Source organism: Alteromonas sp. K632G (genome assembly GCF_017653625.1).
In the GTDB taxonomy this organism is placed as follows: domain Bacteria; phylum Pseudomonadota; class Gammaproteobacteria; order Enterobacterales; family Alteromonadaceae; genus Alteromonas; species Alteromonas naphthalenivorans.
Map to the genome: position 1 here is coordinate 25,316 of NZ_JAGGDM010000016.1, position 25,374 is coordinate 50,689.

Consider the following 25,374-nt stretch of genomic DNA (forward strand, 5'->3'; position numbering starts at 1 on the left):
TAAAAACTAAAACACCTAGTTTACAAACATCAAAAACGGGAGCCTATGCTCCCGTTTTTGATGTTTGTAATCTAGATGCTAGGTAAGGTTAACTTAAGCCCAGATAGGCGAAGCTAAGCCCAGCTAAACTAAACATTAACTCGCTAGCCCAGCAATCACTCGCTATGGGCACGCAATGTCTGACATTAGCGCATCATCACTAGGAGCATTTGCTTCAAAGCGTACATTAGATACCAATAACGATGCCGACGCGTTAGCGTTAAGCGCAAATGGTGAGAAAAGCTCAGCAAATGACGCGCCTGCTTCTACGAAACAGCGTGAAGGAATAACAACCGTTTGCCATTCGTTTGAATTCGCCGCGAAGCTATTTAACGGCAACGACACACCGCAATCACGACTACTACAACCAATAGACACACTAAGGTTATCTAGGCCTTCTGCTAATTTCACATCAAGCACAAGTGCCGATCCATCTTCACTGTAATCACGCATATCTTCAGGGAAGGGCGAATAGAAGCCTACAGTCGCTTTGTCAGTAAACGTTAGCGATAGGCTATCTTCTTGCACCATGCGGTCGGTGGTACGTACACTTGCGCCTTCAGATTTCACCGTATTGCTTGCTACCCTAGTATCACCCGAGGCGTCTTTAATCATTAGTTGCCAAGGCTTTTGTGTAGAAAGTACGTAAATATCATGAGCAGGTAACGGTGCGTTTGCATCAACGCCAGTCGACTCAGACAGCGGCGCTTCGATAGGATCAGACTCGCCGAACGCTAATCCATAGCCATATGCAAACTGTGCAGTTTCACCATCATCTTTGTTCACAATTTGGGTCGGCGTTGCTGGCCATGAAAATGACAATTTACCGTGCATAGGGTATTTTATGTCACCGTTTTTCTTGGTGAACAATACATCGGCAACACCTTGGCCTTCAGAGCCAGGTAACCAGGCTACTACAAATGCATCACTGGCGTTAATTTCTGGGTTTACCCACAATGGACGGCCGGTAATGAAAACAGACACCACAGGAATACCTTGGCCCTGGAAAGATTTCAACAGCGCAAGATCTGACTTGTCGCCACGTTGATATTCAACATTTGAAATATCGCCATTGCCTTCAGCATAAGGATTTTCACCAAATACGATAATCGCCACATCAGGTTTTGCTTTTGAAGCGGTTTCAATCACACCCGCTTCAAACGCTGTTCCTTCAAATAGCGTAGCCGTTCCGCCCGCTTCGCTAACCGCTTGCTCAATACCCTCAAAAATAGAGGTTGCACCTGGGAAGTCACTATTTTTATTACCCGTGCCTTGCCACGTTATAGTCCAGCCGCCTGATTGCTTACCTATATTATGGGCAGCATCGCCAGCAACAACCACGTTCATATTTGGCGCTAGGGGCAGCAAGTTATCTTGGTTTTTAAGCATCACTAGCGACTTTCGAACCGCTGAACGAGCAATATCGCGATGAGCTTGTGCACCAATAATCTCGCTATTGCCTGATAACGCACGGTTAGCCGGAGAAGGTTGCTCAAACAGACCCATGCGCACTTTAACCCGCAATACGCGGCGTACCGCATCGTCTAAACGAGACTGTGGGATAACACCAGATTTGACCTGTGCAATGGTGTTTTCGTACAAAGGTTTCCAAGCACTGGTAGGCACCATAAAGACATCAAGCCCTGCATTCATAGCTTGTGGGCAGCTTTCGTTAGTACAGCCTTCAATTTGACCGTGACCATTCCAATCACCGACTACAAAGCCGTCAAAGCCCATTTTGTCTTTTAGCACATCAGTAAGTAAATATTTGCTGCCGTGAATTTTCTTGCCATGCCAGCTGTTGAATGAGGCCATTACCGACTGTGAGCCAGCATTTAAGCCTTCAACGTAGCCTTGTGCGTGAATGCGAAATAAGGTTTCTTCGTCGGCAATGTTGTTACCTTGATCGTCGCCACCTTGTGTTCCGCCATCACCAATAAAGTGCTTTACCGTTGAGATAACATGGTTATCGTCAATGCTGCCACTGGCAATATCGCCTTGCATGCCAGATACAATAGCCTTGGCATAAGCGCCTACAATGGCAGGGTCTTCTGAATAGCTTTCATAGGTTCTTCCCCAACGATCATCACGGGCTACCGCAACAGTTGGCGCGAATATCCAATCAATGCCAGTCGCACGTACTTCTTTGGCAGTCGCTTCGGCAATTTGAGTGATAATGGCAGGGTCGTTCATCGCACCCAAACCAATATTATGTGGAAACAAGGTAGCGCCAATGACGTTGTTGTGACCATGTACTGCATCGGTTCCCCACATGGTTGGAATGGTGCTTCCGTCAACAGAGTCGTCTATTGATGCTTGATACATGGCATCGGCAATGGCAATCCAATCTTGAGGTGTAGCGTGCTTATCATTATTGGGAAATGCACCACCGCCATTTAAGTACGAACCAAACCCGTAGGTACGCATGTCTTCTAGAGTCACATCGCGAATTTCAGGCTGTATAGTTTGCGCCACTTTTTGCTCAAGGGTCATAGTAGATAAGATTTCGTCTACTTTAGCTTCCACCGCTTCGCTGTTTTCTGTACTAAAGGTAATTTCAGGCCAAAAGTCGGGTACTGATTTTTGTGATGCTTGCTCAGTCAGCTCAGTTTTCGGCGTGCTAGCCTCGTCTGTCGCTGGCTGACAACCTGCCATAACCAATGCTGCGGCAATTAATGAATATGAACTTAGTTTCATAAAAATCCCTTGTTTATTTGTGGCTAGCAGCCAAGTTAACGGTAGCACCACGAAGCCCGTAATAAGCAATATATAAATAGCAAATAACCGGCAATAAGAAAGAAAGTTGAACACCCACGTTGTCAGCAATAACACCTTGCAGCAGTGGTACAATAGCGCCGCCCACTATGGCTAAACACAACATGCCAGAGGCTTGTGCTGTTTTTTGGCCTAGCCCTTTAAGTGCAAGACTGAAAATGGTGGGGAACATGATAGAGTTACAAAGTCCTACCGCTAAAATAGTCCACATGGCGATATTACCGCTGCTGAATACCGAAACAATTATAAGTGTGCATGAGGCAAATGAGTTTACGGCCAGTAGTTTGCCCGCGGCCACTTTTTGCATTACCGCGGCGCCAATGAAACGCCCTACCATAGCGCCACCCCAATAATAGGCTATGTACTTAGATGCTTGGCTTTCGCTCATGCCTTTAATGCTTTCTAGTCCAAAGTAGTTGACTAAAAAGCTGCCAATCGCAACTTCAGCGCCTACGTATAAAAATAAACCTAGCGCACCCAATGACAGGTGGCGATGTTTTAATAAACCGGTATCTGTCGTGGTAGCGACATCCATTTCACTGTGCGTGGGTGAGGGAAGCTTCACTTTAACCATAACCACAGCCATGGCCACTAATACAGCGGCCAATGTTAAATAGGGAAGGACTACCGCATTTGCATCTACTGCTGCGTTTTCCATTCCTTCATGGGCACCAAATAATACGATGCCACCAATAATTGGCGCGACTGTAGTACCCAACGAGTTAAACCCTTGGGTCATGGTGAGTCGACTAGAAGCGGTATCTGGGTTACCCATAATGGTTACCAAGGGGTTTGCAGCCACTTGCAAAATAGTGATACCTGAAGCTAATACAAACAATGCCCCTAAGAACATCCAATACTGAGTGAAAAGCGCTGAAGGAATAAATAGCACACAGCCCACTGCTGCTGTGATTAACCCCACACCAATGCCTTTTTGATATCCGGTCGCACTCACTAACTTTCCGGCTGGAATAGAAATAAGAAAGTAGGCGCCAAAGAAGCACGATTGCACCAGCATAGCTTGAGTATAAGAAAGCGAGAATAACGCTTTCAAATGGGGGATCAGAATATCGTTAAGTGCGGTAATAAAACCCCACATAAAAAATAACGACGTTAACGTAGCTAACGCAAGTTGACTGGTGGTTGTAGACCCAGCCGTGGTTTTTATTGTTTGATTCATAGGTAACGCCCTGAATTCACTTGTTAGTAAACGAAATTTCGTGTTCGCATTTGGCTTGTTGGTTACTTTGCGTTAACGAATTGGTTCGGTATTTGTTAACACTTTGTTGGTCAGTATAGGGGGCGAAAATGAAAATGCAAGCGCTTACATTATTTGATTGTATGCGTTTACATTTTTATTTAAATATTACAATTACCTGCTGTGTTCTCCTGCCTTTTTAATAGTTTGACGTTGCATAGTTAATATTATTTACCAATAGCACTTGCTTTTTCTCTTCAAATAAATAAGATCAAATACAAATTGTTATCATTTGCATTATTGATTAGAAAGTAAATTAAATGAATCATTCTTACACTGTTACTTTGCTATTAGCGAGCACGCTACTGCCAACATACGCCCTAGCCGAAACCGAGGCGCCGGTTGAACGCGTTGTGGTAACGGGAACACGTACACCCAAGCTTTTAGGTGCATCACCGGTAAAAATCGATGTGGTAGATAAAGCGGAAATTTCCAGGCTTAGCAAGGGAACGTTAAGGCAAGTGTTAGAAGTGATGCCCGGTGTGGTAGTTCGGCGCAGCCAAAAAGACGGCTACAACGTACAGCTGAATGGGTTTAACGGCGACCATGTGTTGGTGTTAATTAACGGACAGCCAGTTATCTCTCCTACAGGCTCTTCTGTCGACTTAGATCAAATTAGCGTTGCCAACATTCGACAGATTGAAATTGTACGCGGCGCAGCATCGGTTCTTTACGGTAGTTCAGCCATGGGGGGCGTTATCAATATTATTACTGATGTGCCAGAAGGCTCACAGTTATCCGCCGACTATGAACTTTCTCACTACAGTGATGATGGGCTCGACAGCGATACCCTAGGGCACACGGCTAAGGTTAGCGCGGCTAAAGAGATAAAGCACTGGCAGCTAGGATTGACCGCACAGCATATTACGAACCTCGGCTTCGATTATGACCCTGATACCGTGTCTCAAGATGGTGGTGCGGTGGATAAATCCTTCGTGCAGTTTTCCTTATCAACAGGTATCAATGACCTCGGTTTTAGTTACAAAGGCCAATGGCTAGATGAACAGAAAGACAAACCTCAGTCCTCTATTCCAGGGCAAGCTAGCATTATTAGTTATGTGTCTAGCGTTACCCAATGGCAGCACGATGTAAAACTTGCTGAACAGCAGAATTGGCATGTTAATGGGCGCTATTTGTCTCACGATGAACAAAGTGGTAATACCAATGGCTTGCGCCAAACCGATATTCAATTAGCGGAAATTGAGGCGCAGAAAATTCTATATTTGGGTGATGTTGAGTGGGTAGGGGGGTTGGTAGCCCATGCTGATAACTTAGACCAGCAAAATGTGGCAACGGGAACGGTAGAAGTTGACGATGTTAGCCGAGAAAGTACCGAAGCGTACTTGCAAGCCAATTGGCAGCAAAACGATACTCAAGCCTTATTGGGCCTTCGAGTACAAAATGATTCTGATTTTGGTTGGCATACGGCAGCAAAGCTCAGTGGTAGTCAAAGCTGGAAACTTGATGAAACCACACTACAAGTACGTGGCGGCGGTGGTACCAGTTATCGAGTACCTAATTTAAAAGAGCGTTACTACGTGTTCGATCACAGCAACCTAGGTTACATGGTATTGGGCAATGAAGACCTTGTGCCAGAAACGGCGCTAAGCGCCAATGTAGGATTGAATGGGCGATTAACTCCGAAACAAAGTCGATGGTGGTATCAGGCCGATATCGATTTTCATTACACAGAAGCAGAAGACTTTATTACCACCGCGGTAGATGTAGAAGCATCACAAGAGGCCGGACTTGATATCTCTGTGTACGAAAACCTCGATGAAGCCACGCTTTACGGTGCTGATTTGAGCGTAAGCGCGCAAAACGATAACTGGCAGTGGCAACTTAACTATAGCTACTTACATGCCGAAGATGGTGATTCTGAGCGCTTGCCCGAACGGCCCACTCATTTAGTGAAAGCCTCAGTGACCTACCAATTTGATAAAAGTGATACCAGCGTTCAATTGTATGGCGTGCATGAAAACGACGTTTCTCCCACCTCTGGTTACACCGTTACCTCGAAAGACAGCTACACCACCTTAAATGCCGTGGTGCAGCATGACTTTTCTCGCCACTGGCAAACCCGCTTGGGGGTTGAAAACCTTACCGATGAACATCGCTCACCCGATTCACTTTCGGCGGGGGCTTTTGATGCTCGGCCTATTTCAGCTCGCCGAGTTTATTTGGGCGTGAGTTACCAATACTAACCCTCTGGAAAGATCCAGTACTTAAAAACAAAAAACTTAAAAATAGAGAACTTAGGAACCAATATCTAAAGACAGAAAAAGCCAGCAATAAGAAACAATAACAGAATTAGATCATAGCGCCGTTTACTCAATTAATCCCAACGGCTAAACACACAATATAGAAAAGGAAAGAACACATGAATAAAAAATACTTAGCATTATTACTTGCTGTGTCTCTGGGGCTTGTGGCCTGTGGTGGCTCTGATAGTAGCGATCCAATCGTTGAAACGCCTGACCAAAGCGGTGAAGACAGTGACGAGGAAGCAGATGACAGCTCGGGTGATGAAGGTGAAAGCAGCAATGAAGTGGCCACAATTTACGGGCCATATAGCACAGGCAGTACATCTGAACCTGTTGCTGTTTATTTTGATTTAGATACACAAACCCAGGTTACGCTTACCGAAGAAGAAGCCGCGATCGACACCACCTGGGATATCGGCTTTAAACGCACGTCGGTATTTTTAAATACAGCACAAGAGACGCCAGTAAGTGTCTACTTTACTGCCAACAACAGTGATTTCTACGACGAAAATGGCGCAGCTGTGGCAGATTTATTTCTAAATGCGACCGCTGATAGCGAACTTGATGATTATTTAGCGGTGACAACGAGCGACGTGCCAGATGCAGAGGCATTTTCTACTGATACCGAGTCTGCCGTTATTGGCGATACTTTTTATAATTATGATACCACTACCCATGTAGTGACCGCGGCCAGCGATACTTACTACGTGGTGTCATCAGATGAAAATTACACCAAATTCCATGTGACTGACATTGTGACTGAAGGGCGTGGTATCGGCGAAATTACATTGGGTGTTATGCATCAAAGTGTACTTGATGGGCAAACCACGTTTGCAGAAGAAGTATCGCTAAGTGTTAATGCAGTAGGCTGTACTGCGCCTATTTACATCGATTTCGATGTGCAGCAAGAGGTGACTGAAACCGATGCATGGGATATCACTATCCCTTGCGCTGATGAAGCGGGTGAATTTACCCTGTCTATTGCCGATGATGCAACTGTACTTCGTACCGATGCTGACACCTATGCCGGAATAGATACCGAAGCCGCTGCATTTTATGGTTTCAGTGCTGAAACCGTTAGTGACTATGCGTTTACGGCTAACAACTGGTACTACTACGACAGCACAAGTCACTTACTGTATTCCCAGTTTGGGGTATACCTTATTCAAGCGGGCGACAGCGTATTTAAATTCCAAATAACTAGCTACTACGATGAAGACGGTACATCAGGCGCATACAGTTTCCGCGCCGATCCCGTTACCGAGGAATAAGTAATGGCGAAAACCAAATTGCCCAGCTTATTCAGCACGAGAAAAATGCTATATGTACTAAGCGTAATGAGTGTATTTTGGTGTTTAAGTAGTGGCAGCGTTCATGCTGCCACTACATCCTCAGCACCTAATACCCACACAGCACCTAATACCCACACAGCACTGTCCGCATCTTCGGTACATGAAAACCAGCAAGCTGACACGCCTCGAATTATTGCTGCGGGCGGTAGTGTAACGGAAATCATCTACGCGCTAGGGCGGGGTGATTGGGTGGTGGCAACAGACAGCACAAGTATGTTTCCCGCGGCGGCGACTGAGGTAACAAAACTAGGCTATTTTCGTCAACTTAGTACAGAAGGCGTGCTTGCCCAACAGCCTTCTTTACTATTAGGGGCGAGTGCCACAGGCCCAGAACCCATGTTAGAGCAAGTTGCCAAAGCAGGGGTTGATGTACACGTTTATCATGTCTCAAAAGACATAGACGGTTTAAGCGAGATGATACTTGATATTGGTCACAGAGTGTCGGCGGTAGAGAAAGCCGAGCAGCTTGTTACTGACTTACATCGTCAAGTGGACGTTCAGCAAAGGCAATATTCCGAAGCAATAGCATCTTACGCAAGTACAGGTTACCCCAACACTATTAGTGCGCTTTTCGTGGTAGCGAATAATGATAGAGGCATTACCGTGGCAGGGGCCAAAACTGTACCGCAAGCACTGTTTGATACCTTGGGTATGACCAATATTGCAAGCGATCTCAATGGCTACAAATTGATGGATGCCGAGTCAGTGCTTATGCGAAATCCCGATGTCGTGTTTGCAGCAGGACATATGTTGCATGGCGAAAATGCCCTGAATTCTCTGTGTTCACACCATGCTATTGCCGCAACATTTGCGGGCCAACATTGTTTGGTCAAAGCAATGGATAGCAGTATTGGTCTAGGATTGTCCCCCCGTTTTGCGATTGCGCTAAAAGCCGTTGCTGAACATGGCTTACGTGCTTTATCTATCAAAGCGGCAGATACCCCAATGCTAGAACCGGTTAGCTCCCAGTCTGCAATTCAAAATGGTGTCATTCAAGAGCAGGCTATTCAAGTGAGTATTGCTAAAAGCCCTATTGCAGAAAGTACCGGCGTAGATAAAAGCACAAAGACAGACACCCAGGGTATGGGAAGGTTCGAGTGACAGCGTCTACCTCAACCCACGGCTCTGCCACTAGCTCGCCGCTGGCAAAAGCGTCGCCGACAAAGCCCACGGTGACAAATAACCCGCTGCCTGAAAAGATGCAGAAAAATAATGTATCAGCCGTCATGGTAAACCTGCTTTCAACAAGAGCAAGGCGCAATCGGCATGGCCTAACACTTCTTGGTGCATTGTTGGTACTCAGCGCTTACGTAGGCGTTGTGAGCGGCAGCTTATCGATTAATGTGGGAGAGTTGGTGTGGCATGAACTCTCTGAGCTAACAGGGCCGTTTTTTTCTCAAGGGGCTTCTATTGAGAAAAGCGGCGTTAATCGAGAGGCAACGCCACTTGGCGCTTCAACTACATTTAATAGTACGCATTGGTACGTACTTACTGAACTGCGACTACCACGGGTTATTATGACCTTATTCATTGGGGCGCTATTGGCAGTGTCAGGTTGTGCTATGCAGGGCTTGGTGAGAAACCCATTGGCGGATCCAGGTTTAATCGGTATTGCCGGTGGCGCCGCGGCTGCAGCAGCAGTCAGCATGGCTATAGTGCCGCCACTCGTACCCGCGCTCGCCTCTGTTTGGGTGGCACTTTGGGCGTTTGGCGGGGCGTTATTGTCCGTGTGGACCGTGTTACGTTTTGCTAATAGTGCGCAAGGTGTCTCGGTGGCTACGCTAATACTTGCAGGGGTAGCAATAAATGCTTTCACCGGCACCATTATTGGCGCCATTAGCTATGTGGCCAGCGACGATGCACTTCGCCAAATCACCTATTGGACTATGGGCAGTTTAGCAGGCGCTAGTTGGACCTTATGCGCGCTGGTGGCAGCAGCCGGCATTATCGCTATTACAGGTTTAATGATGTCTCGTAATGCGCTTAATTTATTGGCGCTAGGTGAAAACGAGGCGGCTTACATGGGGCTGAATGTAGCGCGTTATAAGCAAATTATACTGTGGTTGGTGGCATTTGCTGTCGCCTTAGCAACCGCTCTGTGCGGCATTATCGGGTTTGTGGGTTTAGTTGTGCCGCACATGTGCCGCACATTATCTGGCGTCAATCACAATGTACTCATTCCTGCTTGTGCATTAATGGGGGCACTGTTGTTAACGGTTGCCGATACGTTGGCTCGTACATTATTCATTCCAATGGAAATCCCTATAGGTATTGTCACATCCGCTATAGGAGCACCTTTTTTCTTGTATCTGCTATGGCAACAAAAAGGGGTATTTAATGGCTCGCTGTAACCACGCTGAATCACAGACGCATGAAACTCTACTCACCCTCATTGATGTCGATGTTATTAGGGGAAAACGACAGCTATTGTGCAACCTTAGTCTTGTGTTTAATGCGGGGGAATTTATTGCCCTTGCGGGCGAAAACGGCTGCGGGAAATCATCCCTGCTTACTGTGATAGGCGGCCTAGCGCCGCTTGATAAAGGCACGCTTTTGTTTAACGGTGAGCCCCTACGTGAAATAGGTTTGCGAAAGCTTGCAAACTATCGCGCGGTCATGGCGCAAAGTGCGTCTACCCCTTTTGGGTTTGTAGTAGATGAAATATTGCAGTTAGCGCGTCATCACATTATTGAGTCGCCTGACAATCGACATCATATTATCGGCAAGATTGCTGAGCAGTTTGACATTACTCACTTGTTGTCGCGAAATATTCAAACCTTGTCAGGGGGCGAGCGGCAAAGAGTATTTTTAAGCAAAGCAATATTGCAGTTACTACCGGTAAACCCAAAGGACAGCTTAGTTGGAAAACTGTTGCTGCTTGATGAGCCAACCTCTGCACTAGACCTACGGCATCAAAAGTTGGTGATGCAGCAATTGGTCAGTCTTAGTAAACAGGGGCTTTGCATAATATGTGTGAGTCACGACCTTAATTTAATTTCACCTTATTGCAGCAGAATGATTTTACTGGCTGAGCAGGGGTGTATAGCCGATGATAGGCCTGAAAATGCGCTAACCATAGACACATTAGCTCGCTGCTATCACACCCAATTAAACCTTATTCGTAACCAAGAGCACGATGTGTTTGTTACACATTAATTTAAAAAGACGGAGTTTCTTATGAGCATGCAAGACATTGCATTTTCAGCAAAACAATTAAGCCGAACTCACCATAGTGGTGTGCTAGGAACCCATTCAACGTCAATGCCTGGGTATCCCTTTGGTTCGGTCGTTCCTTATTACCTCACGCCCGCCGGTGATGCCATTATCTACATTAGTGACATTGCCCTGCACACTCGTAATATTAAAGCGAACGATAAAGTCAGTTTAACCATCTTCGATGCTGCTGAAGATGATTCTCAAGCCAATGGTCGAGTGACTATTATGGGCAACGCAGAACTCGCTAACAAAGCGGATGTGAAAGCACAGTATCTAAGATTGTTTCCACAGGCTAAGGGTTATGAGCAAACCCATGACTTTAACTTTTATGTTATCCGCGCTGAGCGAGTGCGATTTATTGGCGGGTTCGGGAAAATCCACTGGATAGATAAAGCGTACTGGCAGGTTGAAGAGCAAGAGTGGCATGGTTCACCAGAAGGCATGATTACTCACATGAATGAAGATCATGTTGATGCCATGCAGTTAATTTTACAGCATAAAATCGGCGTGAATATTGAGCATCCTATTATGCACAGTGCATTTCCAGAAGGTATGCATTGTGGTAGCGAGGAAGCGACCTGGTTCATTCCATTTGAATCCATTTGTGAAACTTCCACCGATGTTCGAAAAGCCCTTGTCAAACTGACTAACGATGCACGCACGGCATTGAACATACCCAAAGCGAGCTAAAAGATTCGCGCTATCGAAACGTCGTGTTCTTTTATCGCCGTAAGTGCTAGATATCCTACCTTTATTGGAAACCCAGCGAAGTGCTTAGCTGGGTGTTCTTCTGTGAATAAAATGTAAAATTCTTCTCTATTACTCCTCGTCTCTATATGAAAGCGCTTACATAAAATGCTACACTTTGTTCCATATAACCGGCTTTGTACATAAGTGCCAATAGCGCATCTTATATAAAGCGCTAATACACCTTGGCTTTGCACAATCTGAGTATTGTTAGTGCCTGTGATATTCATTTTTTATCGTCTGTTTTAGACAGGCGCTGATACACACATTCGAATAAGGTTTTGTACACATGGAAATTTTAGCCCAACCTGGCTCTCCTTTTATGCAATCAAATTTCACTATGGGGGTTGCGACATCGTCATTTCAAATAGAGGGCGATGCAGACAACAGAGAGCCAAGCATTTGGGATACGTTTTGCAATACACCTGGAAAGATTGCCGATGGTAGTCATGGCCTAGTGGCATGTGATCATGTGAACCGTTTGGAAGAAGACTTAAGCATTATCGATTCGTTAAATGTAGACGCTTATCGATTTTCCATTAGCTGGCCACGAATTATTAAAAAAGATGGTTCGGTTAATCAACAAGGGCTCGATTTCTACCTTGCCTTGCTAGCCAAGCTAAAGCAAAACAACATAAAGCCTTATGTCACTCTATATCACTGGGATTTACCGCAGTATTTAGAAGATGAAGGAGGCTGGTTAAATAGAAAAACGGCCTATGCGTTTGCTGAGTATGTGGATGTGGTGAGTAAAGCTTTCGGTGATAACGTATTCTCATACGCCACCTTAAATGAACCCTTTTGTAGTGCTTATTTAGGGTATGAAGTCGGCATTCATGCTCCAGGGAAAGTGGGTAAAGAGTTTGGTAAAAAAGCCATACACCATTTGTTGCTGGCTCATGGTTTAGGCATGCGGGTACTGCGTAAAAATGTACCCAATATCGAGTCTGGCGTGGTACTTAACTTTACCCCGTTTTACCCAAACTCTAATGATGAAAAGGATATTCGTGCCACAAAATTAGCGCATGATCATCATAACGACTGGTACATTAAACCGTTAATGCATGGTTGTTACCCTGCTCTTATCGATGACATTCCGGCAGCGCACCGGCCAGATATTCTCGATGGCGATATGGATATCATTTCTGAGAAAATAGATTACTTAGGTGTGAATTATTACACTCGCGCTAAGGTTTCCGATGATGGCTCTGAAGATCCTTGTCAGTTGCCAGCCCCAGAGGGAAGTGAAACTACCGCAATGGGCTGGGAAGTTTACCCGCAAGGGTTAACTGATTTGCTGCTACAGTTGCATAATGACTACCCACTACCACCGCTTATTATCACTGAAAATGGCTTGGCCAGTGATGATACGCTAACAAAAGATGGGGCAGTAAACGATGAGCAGCGTATTCGATATCTAACCACTCATTTGCAGGCGGTAGCTGATGCCATTGAAGCAGGGGTTAATATAACAGGCTATTTTGTTTGGAGCTTGTTAGATAATTTTGAATGGGCGCTGGGTTACGAGAAACGCTTCGGTATTATTTACGTTGATTACGATACGCAAAAACGAACGTTAAAAGCCAGTGCACTAAGATTACAACAATTGCTAGAAGAAAGACGAAAAGCGTTAAACGCAGCCTGATAGATGCGCAATTGATTAAAAGCATAAAATAATAAAGATAACGGTGAAGCCAATGGTAAGTGCAAAGGAAAAGATTGCCTACGGGTTAGGCGATACGGCAAGTAATTTCATTTTTCAAACCGTCATGCTGTTTTTGACATTCTATTACACCGACGTTGTCGGCATACCGGCTGCAGCGGTAGGGAGCATGTTCTTACTGGTTCGCGTATTTGATGCGGTTACCGACCCTTTAATGGGATCTTTGGCCGACAGAACAAGAACGCGGTGGGGCGCATACCGCCCCTATTTATTATGGTTGGCTTTGCCTTTTGCGCTGTGTAGCGTGCTTGCGTTTACCTCGCCTGAATGGCTTACCGAAGACGGTAAGCTTTACTATGCATTTATCACCTACGCACTGTTAATGATAATGTATACGGCCATCAATATTCCTTATTCTGCATTGGGCGGCGTGCTAAGTGCCGATGCTTCAGAACGGGTATCTATCCAATCTTATCGCTTTGTCTTCGCAATGGGTGGTGGGCTGCTGGTGACATCATTTATGTTGCCATTGGTTGATTACTTAGGGAGCGGCAACGAAGCGCTTGGGTATCAGCGCGCTATGATAGTGATGAGTATAGTGGGGATGGTACTTTTTCTACTTTGCTTTGCTGGTACTAAAGAGCGGGTAAAACCTGCCAATGAAACGCCTGCACCCTATAAAACTCAGCTAGCGGCCATTTGGCAAAATGACCAGTGTCGTGTTCTTTGTATGGTTGCGATTGTGTTACTTACCGGCATGGTGATGCGAAACACGCTAGCGCTTTACTATGTGAAGTACGTGTTGCAGCGGCATGAATCGGCCACATTGTTTGTTACTGCGGGTATGGTAGGCAGCATTATAGGCTGTGCGTTGGCGAACCCAATTGCTAAACGATTTTGCAAAATCAAAGTCTACACTTGGCTTCAGTTAGCCAGTGCAGCAGTGTGTATCGTAAATTATTTTGTGCCTTATCAGGCGTGGTTTACGGCCATTGCACTGCATTTCCTTTGGGGCCTTATATTGCAAATGGCTACGCCGCTACTGTGGGCAAAAATTGCTGATGTGGTGGACTATGGCGAAGATAAAACGGGGCTTCGTATGACCGGGTTAACTTACTCAACCGTAGTCTTTTTTATTAAGGTTGGACTAGCTTTGGGCGGCGCACTTGCGGGGTGGTTACTCGCATCAGTTAACTATCAACCGGACGCATTTTCACCTGATGTGGCAAAAGGAATTGTGGCGTTATTTTGTATCGGGCCGGCAATTGCATCGATAGGTGTTGCGATTATTATGCGCTGGTATACATTAGATAACCAAAAAATGATGGCAATTCAGCAGCGCCTTGGATTGACCACAGACGATGCGCATCGCGCATCGTAACAATAATTACGCAAAGCAAGGATATACACAGCGCACGTATGCACTGTTAATGCTATATGGTAACGATTAAACAAGTAAGTGAATTAGCCGGCGTGTCGTCAGCTACAGTATCTCGGGTTATCAACAACACAGATACCGTTAAAGAGAAAACGCGTCAGCAAGTGCTTGATGCGATGGAGAAGCTTGGCTATCGACACAATGTCATTGCGGCTTCCCTTGCCTCAAATAAAACCCATACCGTTGGGTATGTGGTTCCTGAATTACACGGCTCATTCTTTGGCGCCATGATGGCCGGTTCTGAAAAAGTGCTTAGGCAAGCCAACAAACATATGTTTGTGGTAACAGGGCACAGTGACGAAGCCTTAGAGAAAAAAGAAATAGAAGCCTTGCTGAGTCGCCGCTGCGATGCGCTTATTTTGCATGTTGAGGCGGTCAGCGATGAGTACCTTATCGACCTTGCCAGCCAAGATGTTCCTATTGTTGTGGTTAACCGCTACATAGAAGCTATTGGTGAAAAATGTATCAGCCTAGACAATGTGCTCGGCGCATATCTAGCCACCAAGCACCTTATCGATTTGGGGCATACTCAAATTGCATACGCCGCAGGCGCACTGTTTAAAGCGGATGGTTTTAATCGTTTACTTGGGCACAAAAAAGCATTAGAAGAAGCCAATTTTTATTTTGATGAAGAGTCCGTGGCTGAAGGTAATTTCCAAGCCTTCTCGGGTGAAAAATGTGTGGATGAACTGTTTCGTCGCAACGTAAGTTTTAGTGCCATCGCCTGTGCAAATGATGAAATGGCATCAGGTGCTATTAACTCACTCAGAAAGCATGGTAAACGCGTACCGGAAGATATCTCCGTCATCGGATTTGATAACGTTGACTTTGCTAGTTACCTAACCCCTAAACTGACTACCGTGAACTATCCAGTGCGCGAAATTGGTGCTATGGCATCTCGCTGGATTTTAAATCAGGCTTATGGCGATGGAAAACTGACAATGGAACATATTTTGTCGCCCAAATTGATTATTAGAGGAACCACCAGAAAATTCGAGTAACTTCAACCAACGACGAATGGTGAAGTTACGCTTTTTTCTGTTATGCTGAATTTTCACACATATTAAAATTTGGTCACCCTATGTTCGTTTCTCGAAGCAAATACTTAGAAAAAGAGTCTCAGGCCACGCAACTTGAAAATCGCTATCAAGTTGCCCTAGATAAAATATCAGCCTTAGAGTCTGAAAATACAGAACTTCATCGGCAAGTTACCGAGTTAAGCGATGCTTCAAAGAAAAGTAAAGACGATGTGGTAACACGGTGCTTGGTTAACTCTTTTAACCAAGTGGAAGGTATTCGAGAAACCGTATTAGGGTCTTATCAAAAAATAAACACCGAAAATCAATCAATATCAGACATTAATGAATTGTTTGAGCAGTCCTCTCAAGTACTTACCAAAATTGTCAAAGACATGAGTGGTTTGAATACCCAAATGGTGAGTATGAGCGAGCGCATTTCTGGGTTATCAAGTACAGCGGATAACATCAACAAGTTTGTATCTACTATTACCAGTATATCGGATCAAACCAACCTACTGGCATTGAATGCTGCTATTGAAGCCGCCCGTGCGGGTGATGCTGGTCGTGGATTCAGTGTCGTCGCCGATGAGGTGCGTGCACTCGCTACTGAAACCAATAAATCAGCGACAGAAGTGTCTGAACTAGTAAATGATATTATTCAATCTACGGCAAAAGCAGTTTCAGGTGTTAACGAATTAAGAGGCAATAACGAAGAGCTAGAAGAAGGGATTAGTACCCTTAATAGCAGTTATGAAACCATGGTTTCTCATTGCGATAGCATGAAAACGACCATTAATGAGGGGGCGTTAAGCTCCTTTATACAAACGGTTAAGCTAGACCACGTAGTATGGAAGTCAGATGTATATGCGGTTTTATTTGGTTACAGCGATAAAAAATCAAGTGATCTTGCTGACCACGCGAGTTGTCGTTTGGGAAAGTGGTATAGCGAAAATCAGGGTGCGGCTATTGGCAAGTCGTCACCATTCAGAGATTTAGAAACACCTCATGCAGCGGTTCATCGTGCTGGTGTAGCTGCTATTAATGCAAAAGCAGAGGGTGATATTTCAACACTAGAAGCTAAAGTGATTGAAATGGAACGCTCTAGCGAGAAAGTAATGCTGCTATTAGACAAGATAGTGAGCTAACTTGTTTTCTCATATACCTAAATGCGTTTGAAGAGGTATAGACTAAAAGGCTTATATATTGAGCGATGCTTCAATACCCCCTAGCCCCAATGAGGTTGCTGACTTAAAAGCTCAAGTAAAATTACTTGAGCGACAGCTTAAGCGCCAAAAGATAGCGCGGGCAAATGCTGAGTGGTTTTTAGAAAGCTACTCAAGCGATGCCTATTCGGCAACGCAAGCCTTGCGTAAAGCATTGCATGAATCAAAAAAAAGAGAGCGAGAATTAATCTTTTTGAATCGCTCTGCTTCCCACCTTAAAACCTCCGATAGCGGGGCAAGTTTCATTTTCTCCGCTATTGAGTCAGCAGTAGAGTTCAGCGATGCCTTTTGTGGTTTAGCCTTCATTACCAAAGCCGGAAAAGTGGTTCAAGGAGATGACAACAAAATTTGGCAAGTAGAAAATGGTTGGGTTGAAGCCAGCGATTTAGCCAAGGTTATGTTAGATGAACTCCCGCTGTCTGTTAAAGAAGACTATAGCCAATGGTGTGTAAATATCGTTGAAAGGCCAGACAATCATGAAGAGGCTTACGTATTACATTTCATGCAGAACTTGGGCAATGGCGAGCAGGCATGGCTAGCACTACTGACCAAAAACAGTGAATTAGATGAAGAAATGCTTTATGTGCTGGATGCAAATAAGCACTATCTACAATTTGGTATAGGCTACCGAAGTTCTAAACACGAAATTAAGCATCACAAAGCCGCCCTATCCTCGATGGAAAAAGACCAACGCTATCTGCAAGAAAAGCTAATAACCGCAGATAAAATGGCCATGTTAGGTCAGTTGGCGGCCGGTATTGCCCACGAAATTAATAATCCGATTGGTTATGTACGTAGCAACACCTCGGTGGCTGGCGATATCTTTAAAGATTACCAGAGTGCTTTGTCTGAAATAAAGGTACTTTGTGAAGATGCGGGTGGAGAAATAGAAGCCCGTTATTTAGCGCTTGAAAACACGTATTCATTAAAAGATAGTGCCGAGGCTATCTCTGAAATGTTTGAAGAGTCCTCAGAAGGTATTGAAAGAATTATCGATATCGTAAAAGCGCTAAGAGGGTTTTCCTACCCTAGCGGTGATAAGCGCGTAGCCATTAATGTTGCCGAAGCGATAAGCTCAGCCTTACGAATCACGAATAACCTGCACAAGTATAAAAATAAGGTCATATTCACGCCTCCTGAAACCGATATCGAAGTACTAGGCAACGCTGGGCAAATACAGCAAGTACTCGTCAACTTACTTACTAACGCCATCTATGCCACAGATGAAGGAAAATGCATTAAGTTTGATGTTGAATCCCTAGAAGGCGAGGCGGTCATTACGTTGCAAGACGAAGGCAAAGGTATGTCAGAGGAAGTCATTGGCAAAATGTTTACCCCCTTTTTCACCACTAAACCACCTGGTGATGGCACCGGCCTTGGTATGTCTATTTCACTGACTATTATTGAAGAACACGGCGGCCAGTTTGAAGTGACCAGTGAAATCGATAAGGGCACCACAATTAAGGTACGCCTGCCACTGGCGTAATCTTTTTATTCGTATAATCTTCATTATTACCGAATTCTTTTTCTACTTTAGTATTAATTGTTACCATGATCGTCTACCCTTTTAATGAATTACCGATGAATAGGGCTCTCCTATTTACTTTGATACCACTATAGCAATGGATTTTATTAGTGAAGAAAAATCAGTCTGTTACCCAGCGCGAATACAAATTCCCTTCTCACTACCGCCTTATCTCTTCCACTGACAAACGGGGTGTCATACAACACTGCAATGACGAATTTGTAGAGGCAAGTGGGTACAATCGAGAAGACCTGATAGGAAAAAACCACAACATTATCCGTCATCCGGATATGCCCTCAAGTGTGTTTAAAGAAATGTGGCGAACTTTAGAGTCGGGTCAAAGTTGGGCTGGACTCGTTAAAAATAGAAGAGAAAACGGCGACCACTATTGGGTGTCAGCATTCGTAACTCCCGTATACGAAAACGGGCAAGCGGTGGGTTATGAGTCAGTTAGGGTTCATGCCGCCGATGAAGAAATAACACGAGCATCCGCTATATATGCCAGGTTATCGGCAGGAAAATCGCCAATTCCCTTTGCTGCAAAGCTTGGTCAAACACTTTCACCCATGTTACCCATGATAGTGGTAAGTTTATTATTATTGGTAGCCATTGGTTTTACCGCGGGTTTGGTACCCCTGGGTGTTACTTTCATTGCGCTACTGATTATGATGGCGTGGCAATCGGCAAAAAGTCGGAGCTATTGGCGGGAATTTCTTTCGTTAAGCCCTGCTAGTTATAGTAATGAACTCGTGGCACAAACGTATTATGCCGATGTTGATTATATTGCTCAGGCTAAGTTGGCGTTAGGCTGTGAACTCGCGCGTACGCGCACGGCGTTGACCCGCATCAAAGATGCATCTGAGGGGTTGGAAGATATTGCGGTTTCAACTCACAGCCAAGCCGAGCTAACCAGCAAAACGATTATTCAGCAAAATCTTGCCACCCAGCAAATTGCCACAGCGGTAACTCAAATGAGTCAGGCTATTCAAGAAGTGGCTGAGCGAGTAGAGAGCAATGCTGTTAGTGCCAAAACTGCCGCAACTAACGTACAAATGGGTAACGACAAAGCTGAAGAAGCGATGCAGGCTATACTGTCATTAAAAGGCGCGGTGGAGTCGATTTCCGATACGGTTACCGAGCTTGCCCAATCCACCAGTGATATAGGCGAAGCCGCTAGCATCATTTCTAGCATCGCTGATCAAACAAACCTGCTAGCACTTAATGCCGCTATAGAAGCCGCCCGCGCTGGCGAGCAGGGACGCGGTTTTGCTGTTGTTGCCGATGAAGTTCGTACCTTGGCTTCTAAAACCCGGGTGTCCACCGATAAAATTCACAATATCATTCAAGAACTTGTTGATAGAACAGAACGGGCCGTAAAGGTATCTTCAGAAGGGTTGGTGTCTGCTGAACACGGTAGTGCCATTGTTGAAGAAACCCGAGGCGCGCTACAAGAAATCAATAATGCGGTAAGTGGTATTGCCTCAGCTACCGTAGAAATGTCTTCTGCTGTAGAAGAACAAAGTACCGTGGCTGAGCATATTAATCAGCAGCTGGTCGATGTTGCTGATAGTGCAGAAGAAACGCAGAAGTCTTCAGAAGCCTCGCTCAAAGTGGGTCGAGATCTTCGTGACACCGTAAATCAAGTTAACGGGTTAATTGCTCGTTTTAACACGGATAAACGCACAGGATAATCTGTGCTGTTTATTTTTTAGCGTGCTTTGAACCATTTTCTATTTACGTTCGTTCCACTTAAAAGCACGCCGAGCTTTTCTGCTATGCTTATCCGTTGGCTTTAAGCTTTACTACGTCGGCACTCTCATCTTCTAGTACACTCTGTGCTGTCGCGCCTTTAAAAATCTTGCTCACCTTGTCTTTATTTTTCGACAACATAATTGTGAGTTCTTCAACAATGCTATCGTCAATGCCTAAGCCCTTTGCTTGAATGTATTCAGCAAGGTTGTCGGCAGCGTCGAGCATCTTATCGTACTGATCTGCTTCTTTTTTATCGGTAGTTACCAATTTTTCTACCCCTTTGTGCGTGACAACATACTGTGTGGTAATGGCCATGGTAGGTCCCCTTAAATGAATAGACAATAAAACTGTACAATATTTAACTGGATAAATAAACAGTATTTAAAGTTTTTTGATATTATTTTTTTACAACTTAAGTATAGTGACCAAGTACGCTTGGATGTATTTTAAAACGTACGTTGGAAAACAGCTTTCACATCGTCATGTCTATATTCAAAAATTTACCGGTTTCGTTCACATTGGTTGCAGCCTGTAGCTAGTTAAACAGCCACGAAGAACAGTAAATTTATCACTAGGCACAAGAGTCTTTCTTGCTAGAGCGGGAAATCGAGTGCCGACAGTCGGCGTGATATGGGTGACTTAGATACAAAGAGGAAGTAATGAGTTCTTCAATTGAGCGTGATATTCGCACTATTCAATCGATAGAAGCTGTACCACATATAATGAAAATGTTATCAGATGTCACTGGTCTTCGCTTTATCTGCGTAGCCAGAGTGACAGAAGATAACTGGACAATGTGCGCAGTATATGACCAAGTGAACTTCAATTTAATTCCGGGCGATCAACTCGATATCAAAACAACGTTTTGTAGCCAAGTCAGAAAATCTACAAAAGCCATCGTCATTGAACACGCAAAGAAAGATGATGTTTATCGCCAAAGTGAAATTCCTAAGATGTATGGCTTTGAAAGTTACTTTTCATTTCCCATTTACAACCAAAACGGCGATTTTTTTGGAACATTATGCGGCTTAGATCCACGTCCTGCAGTTTTAAAAACAGATAAGATTGAAAGTCAAATTAAGTCGTTTGCTGAGTTAATATCGAGGCAAATGGAAGTTGACGATCGTTTAGCTGCGGTTGAAACCGATCTCATCAGCGAGCAAGCTGCCGCTAAATTGCGAGAGCAATATATCGCCATTTTAGGCCACGATTTAAGAACACCTTTGTCGGCACTTAAAATGGGGGTCGACTTTCTTGTTGATCACGCCAGCGATGCGACTTCCCAAAAAGTACTGGCCCGAATGGATAATAGCGCTAAACGTATGACGCGGCTCATTAGTGGCGTGATGGACTTTACGCATGGTCAAATGGGCAAAGGTATTCAATTAAACGTTAAACCAGCAAGTGATTTAAAAAGTGTACTAGTACACACCGTAAGTGAACTTTCGGGCCTGCATCCAGACCGAGAGATACTTGCGGATATCATTATAGACGGCACATTTTCATGTGACCCAGAGCGTATCAGCCAGTTGCTGTCTAACTTGCTGATTAATGCGATAGTGCATGGCGATGCAGCGCAACCTATCAAAGTCATGGCGAATATCGAAGAAGAAACACTGACATTAAGCGTATCTAACGGAGGCACTCCAATAAGTGCGGATGTCATAGATAAGCTATTTCATCCATTTTGGCGAAACGAAAAAAACAAAAAGACCGGTGGATTAGGTCTAGGATTGTTTATCGCCTCGCAAATTGCGGAAGCCCATAAGGGGAGTCTGATGGTGCATTCAGATGAAAATGAAACCGTGTTTTCATTTAAGGCAGCATTGTAAGCATGAAGGTTAAGCCTCGCGCTTAGCCTTTTTTAACGTCCATGAACCCCGCTACCCCATCATTTAGCGTATCTAGCTAAATTTCATCAAAACACGTACAAATGTAAAATTTTCCGGTGATTAATGCTTGTACAAAAGCGGGTATGTGCGTATAATCCGCGCCCTTACAGCCACCCTAACTAGGTTCCTTGTCTCTATACAGTCTGGCTGTACTGTCGAGGCTACAACCGTAAGGAGCAATAATGCGTCATTACGAAATCGTATTTATGGTTCACCCTGATCAGAGTGAACAAGTACCTGGTATGATCGAACGTTATACCACTATTCTTAAGCAAAACGATGGTCAGATTCATCGTTTAGAAGATTGGGGCCGTCGTCAATTGGCATACCCAATTGAAAAGCTGCACAAAGCCCACTATGTATTGATCAATGCTGAAGCGACTGCTGAAGCTGTTGACGAGCTGGAAAATGCTTTCCGCTACAACGACGTTATCTTACGTAACATGGTAATGCGCACTAAAAACGCTGTAACCGAGCCTTCTCCTATGACTAAAGAAGAGCGTCGTGAGCGTCGTGACGATTCTGCACCTCGTACAGAGCGCGCAGAAAGAAGACCTGAATCCACTGAAGATAACGCTTAAGGAGATCACCCATGGCTCGTTTTTTCAGACGTCGTAAATTCTGCCGTTTCACTGCAGATGGTGTGACTGAAATCGATTATAAAGATATCGCTACTCTTAAGAATTATATCACAGAGAGCGGTAAGATTGTCCCTAGCCGTATCACTGGTACAAGCGCAAAATATCAGCGTCAGCTGTCTTCTGCGATTAAGCGCGCACGTTTTCTTGCGTTGCTTCCGTACACTGATTCACACAAGTAATTTGGCGTAATTAAGGGGTAGTTAAGATGAACATCATCCTACTAGATAAAGTCGCCAATCTTGGCGGTCTGGGCGACCAAGTAGCTGTTAAAGCTGGTTACGCTCGTAATTTCCTGTTTCCACAGGGTAAAGCAGTTCCTGCAACTAAAGCGAACGTTGAAAAGTTTGAAGCACGTCGTGCTGAACTTGAAGCGAAAATCGCTGAGCAGCTTGATGCTGCTAATGCACGTGCTGAAAAACTAAATGAACTTGCAGAAGTAACTCTTGCGGCGCCAGCTGGCGACGAAGGTAAACTTTTCGGTTCTATCGGTACGCGTGACATTGCTGATGCAATCACTGCAGCTGGTGTTGAAGTAGCTAAAGCGGAAGTTAAACTTCCTACTGGCACACTTCGCGACACTGGCGAATATGACATCGACTTACAACTTCATTCTGATGTAACCACTTCTATTAAAGTGATCATCATTGCTGAAGCATAAGCGCTGACGTATACGAAAAACCGCTCTTATGAGCGGTTTTTTTATGTCTGATATTAAATTATTCATACCTGCTTACGTTTATTTTTAAAAGTGACCTACCCATATTTTCCTATTGGGTTAAGATAAGTTATTGAAGGATTATGAGGTTGGTATGAGATTTGGGATTTTCTTTTGGGTGCTTTTCCTAAGCGGATGTAGTGCTTCTAATCATGTTTCTGTTATTGCGTCATCTGATACGGTGGTGAGGTACAGCGAAAAAGAAGGTTACCAAGATCGGTTTGTAAATCTTTACAGTGACATAAAGACATACCCTGTAACCTGTCAAGAAGACTGCTATCCTGCCCATATCGATATACTTTGTGATTCGCTCATGCAAGACTGCCAGTACCAAGGTGATAATCCTCAGGTCACGCTAGATACTGGTTTTCATATTAAATGGCTAGGTCATGCGAGTTTCATCATTCAAACCGCAACAAAACAAAATATCCTTATCGACCCCGTATTTGGGCAATTTGACTGGCCTATTAATTGGGGGTTTAAAGTAACAGAGGGTTTTTATAGGAATATCCCTGACGAGCCCGATGATGTTGTGATGCAAGCTACGGATGCGGTACTTTATTCTCACGTCCATTACGATCACTTCAACAAATCTGACATAGAAACTATTGGCAATACTCCAACATACTTTGTCCCACTTGGCGTTGCCAAGCAATTCGACCAAAACAATTACCGCATAAATGAAATGGCTTGGTATGCAAAGAAAGTCATTGGAGAGACTACAATCCATTTTGTGCCTGCTCATCATTTTAGTAATCGGACAATTGTTCCGTTTCTTTATGAGGACAATAATGCTGCCCTGTGGGGTGGTTGGGTGTTAGAAACTCAGGGAAAAACATTATTTTTTGCTGGTGATACAGGTTATTCGCCACACTTCAAAAGTATAGCGGAACGTTTTGGAAACATAGATGTGTGTTTGTTACCTATTGCTTCCTATTTCAGTGAAAATGATCCGAAGTGGTATCGAGAAGTTCATACTACGCCAGAAGATGCACTAACAGCGGCTAAGGATTTAGGCTGCCGTGTCGTGGTGCCATGGGGATATGGCAATAGAAGTTGGAGAATGGGGGATAAAACATCACATTCGGCCTTGTTTAGGTTATTGCATATGAATGATAAGCTCAACAACGATATTCCCTTGTACTTGTTAAACGAAGACGAGGAAGTGATGTTCTAGTCTGTCTGATGCCGAATGCACTAGCCAGCATGGTCCCCTTTGTTGGCTATTTTAAAGCATTTTAAGCGCCACTCTTCATCAATTATCTCCAGTTCTGAGAGCTTTCTAGCCAGTGTTGTATCCGTTTTAATGTGGGTGCAATGCATTAATGTTTGGACGTTAACAGTGTTGCTTTCCCTGCGTACGAGTTCCACTTTATCACCCACATTTATAACGCCTGTGTTAAGCACGCGGTAATACCAACCCGTTATCCCTCGCTCGCCAACAAACCTGTCTAGGTTTTTAATATTAAAACGTTGGGATATTTTACTGCAGGGGGCTCGCGGCGCACTGACTTGCAGTACAACCTCACCGAACTTCCATACGTCGCCAATATAAACCGTGGCATCATCCATACCATCCACGCTGATGTTTTCACCAATACTGCCAGGCTCAAACTCACCGTCTGGAAAATGCTTACGTAGCGTAAAGTAATGAAGGGGGCTAAATTGATGCAAAACCTTTTCGGGGCCGCCATGAAGTTTCTTGTTTGATTGTTGATCTTCGTCGGTACAATCAAGGTGGACGGTTAGCTGTGAAACTGCGCTTTTTACAATACTACTCGGTGCACCTCGTGGGCCAAGTGGTTGGGGCTGACCTGCAAATAATGCATCCACTTTTAAGGGTGAGGACATACAA

General features: G+C 44.5%; 21 protein-coding genes. 17 read left to right on the forward strand and 4 right to left on the reverse strand.

What is annotated here, in order from left to right; genetic code table 11:
• Positions 1-162: 162 nt before the first annotated feature.
• On the reverse strand, positions 163-2,736 hold the full coding sequence (locus J5X92_RS15305; protein ID WP_126873851.1) for a glycoside hydrolase family 3 N-terminal domain-containing protein: 2,574 nt from the start codon (positions 2,734-2,736) through the stop codon (positions 163-165).
• A 13-nt stretch (positions 2,737-2,749) separates the two neighbouring features.
• Positions 2,750-3,994: a sugar MFS transporter gene (locus J5X92_RS15310; protein ID WP_013786414.1), complete on the reverse strand. Its 1,245-nt coding sequence runs from the start codon at positions 3,992-3,994 to the stop codon at positions 2,750-2,752.
• 338 nt (positions 3,995-4,332) lie between these two features.
• Here J5X92_RS15310 and J5X92_RS15315 point away from each other — a divergent pair, with 338 nt between their 5' ends.
• From J5X92_RS15315 to J5X92_RS21455, 12 genes are all read left to right on the forward strand, one after another.
• Positions 4,333-6,276, forward strand: coding sequence for a TonB-dependent receptor (locus J5X92_RS15315; protein WP_208806047.1), 1,944 nt, complete (start codon positions 4,333-4,335; stop codon positions 6,274-6,276).
• Positions 6,277-6,452: 176 nt separating this feature from the next.
• A complete protein-coding gene (locus tag J5X92_RS15320; protein WP_208806048.1) occupies positions 6,453-7,607 on the forward strand; it encodes an HmuY family protein in 1,155 nt (384 codons plus the stop codon).
• A 3-nt stretch (positions 7,608-7,610) separates the two neighbouring features.
• A complete protein-coding gene (locus tag J5X92_RS15325; protein WP_208806049.1) occupies positions 7,611-8,789 on the forward strand; it encodes an ABC transporter substrate-binding protein in 1,179 nt (392 codons plus the stop codon).
• Entirely contained in the window at positions 8,786-10,039 is a 1,254-nt protein-coding gene (locus J5X92_RS15330) for an iron ABC transporter permease (RefSeq protein WP_208806050.1), read from the forward strand. The genes J5X92_RS15325 and J5X92_RS15330 overlap by 4 nt, the downstream gene beginning before the upstream one ends.
• Positions 10,026-10,844, forward strand: coding sequence for an ATP-binding cassette domain-containing protein (locus tag J5X92_RS15335; RefSeq protein WP_208806051.1), 819 nt, complete (start codon positions 10,026-10,028; stop codon positions 10,842-10,844). The genes J5X92_RS15330 and J5X92_RS15335 overlap by 14 nt, the downstream gene beginning before the upstream one ends.
• Positions 10,845-10,865: 21 nt before the next feature.
• A complete protein-coding gene (locus J5X92_RS15340) occupies positions 10,866-11,594 on the forward strand; it encodes a DUF2470 domain-containing protein (protein WP_208806052.1) in 729 nt (242 codons plus the stop codon).
• A 346-nt stretch (positions 11,595-11,940) separates the two neighbouring features.
• Positions 11,941-13,296 carry a GH1 family beta-glucosidase gene (locus J5X92_RS15345; RefSeq protein ID WP_013786406.1) on the forward strand — a complete coding sequence of 452 codons (1,356 nt, stop codon included), beginning with the start codon at positions 11,941-11,943 and terminating at the stop codon, positions 13,294-13,296.
• A gap of 52 nt (positions 13,297-13,348) precedes the next feature.
• Positions 13,349-14,695 carry a glycoside-pentoside-hexuronide (GPH):cation symporter gene (locus J5X92_RS15350; RefSeq protein WP_208806053.1) on the forward strand — a complete coding sequence of 449 codons (1,347 nt, stop codon included), beginning with the start codon at positions 13,349-13,351 and terminating at the stop codon, positions 14,693-14,695.
• 56 nt (positions 14,696-14,751) lie between these two features.
• On the forward strand, positions 14,752-15,753 hold the full coding sequence (locus tag J5X92_RS15355) for a LacI family DNA-binding transcriptional regulator (protein WP_013786404.1): 1,002 nt from the start codon (positions 14,752-14,754) through the stop codon (positions 15,751-15,753).
• An 80-nt stretch (positions 15,754-15,833) separates the two neighbouring features.
• Positions 15,834-16,916, forward strand: a complete 1,083-nt coding sequence (locus J5X92_RS15360; RefSeq protein WP_208806054.1) for a methyl-accepting chemotaxis protein — start codon at positions 15,834-15,836, stop codon at positions 16,914-16,916.
• Positions 16,917-16,974: 58 nt separating this feature from the next.
• Positions 16,975-18,480: an ATP-binding protein gene (locus tag J5X92_RS15365; RefSeq protein WP_013786402.1), complete on the forward strand. Its 1,506-nt coding sequence runs from the start codon at positions 16,975-16,977 to the stop codon at positions 18,478-18,480.
• Positions 18,481-18,629: 149 nt separating this feature from the next.
• Positions 18,630-20,210: a PAS domain-containing methyl-accepting chemotaxis protein gene (locus J5X92_RS21455; protein ID WP_013786401.1), complete on the forward strand. Its 1,581-nt coding sequence runs from the start codon at positions 18,630-18,632 to the stop codon at positions 20,208-20,210.
• A gap of 88 nt (positions 20,211-20,298) precedes the next feature.
• On the opposite strand, the gene J5X92_RS15375 is transcribed toward J5X92_RS21455, so the two are convergent.
• Positions 20,299-20,586 (reverse strand): YebG family protein, encoded by a 288-nt coding sequence (locus J5X92_RS15375; RefSeq protein WP_013786400.1) that lies wholly within the window; start codon positions 20,584-20,586, stop codon positions 20,299-20,301.
• Positions 20,587-20,930: 344 nt separating this feature from the next.
• Between J5X92_RS15375 and J5X92_RS15380 the strand changes: the two genes are divergently transcribed.
• The 5 genes from J5X92_RS15380 (at position 20,931) to J5X92_RS15400 (ending at position 24,696) form a co-directional block, all read left to right on the forward strand.
• Positions 20,931-22,103, forward strand: a complete 1,173-nt coding sequence (locus tag J5X92_RS15380; RefSeq protein ID WP_013786399.1) for a HAMP domain-containing sensor histidine kinase — start codon at positions 20,931-20,933, stop codon at positions 22,101-22,103.
• Positions 22,104-22,345: 242 nt separating this feature from the next.
• A complete protein-coding gene (gene rpsF / locus J5X92_RS15385) occupies positions 22,346-22,744 on the forward strand; it encodes a 30S ribosomal protein S6 (protein WP_013786398.1) in 399 nt (132 codons plus the stop codon).
• Between the two features lie 11 nt (positions 22,745-22,755).
• Complete coding sequence (gene rpsR, locus J5X92_RS15390; protein WP_013786397.1) at positions 22,756-22,983, forward strand: 30S ribosomal protein S18; 228 nt, start codon at positions 22,756-22,758, stop codon at positions 22,981-22,983.
• Positions 22,984-23,009: 26 nt separating this feature from the next.
• Entirely contained in the window at positions 23,010-23,462 is a 453-nt protein-coding gene (gene rplI, locus J5X92_RS15395) for a 50S ribosomal protein L9 (protein WP_013786396.1), read from the forward strand.
• Between the two features lie 151 nt (positions 23,463-23,613).
• Positions 23,614-24,696, forward strand: coding sequence for an MBL fold metallo-hydrolase (locus J5X92_RS15400; protein WP_126873313.1), 1,083 nt, complete (start codon positions 23,614-23,616; stop codon positions 24,694-24,696).
• A 20-nt stretch (positions 24,697-24,716) separates the two neighbouring features.
• Here J5X92_RS15400 and J5X92_RS15405 read toward each other — a convergent pair whose 3' ends face one another.
• Positions 24,717-25,370 (reverse strand): MOSC domain-containing protein, encoded by a 654-nt coding sequence (locus tag J5X92_RS15405; protein ID WP_126873312.1) that lies wholly within the window; start codon positions 25,368-25,370, stop codon positions 24,717-24,719.
• Positions 25,371-25,374 lie beyond the last annotated feature (4 nt).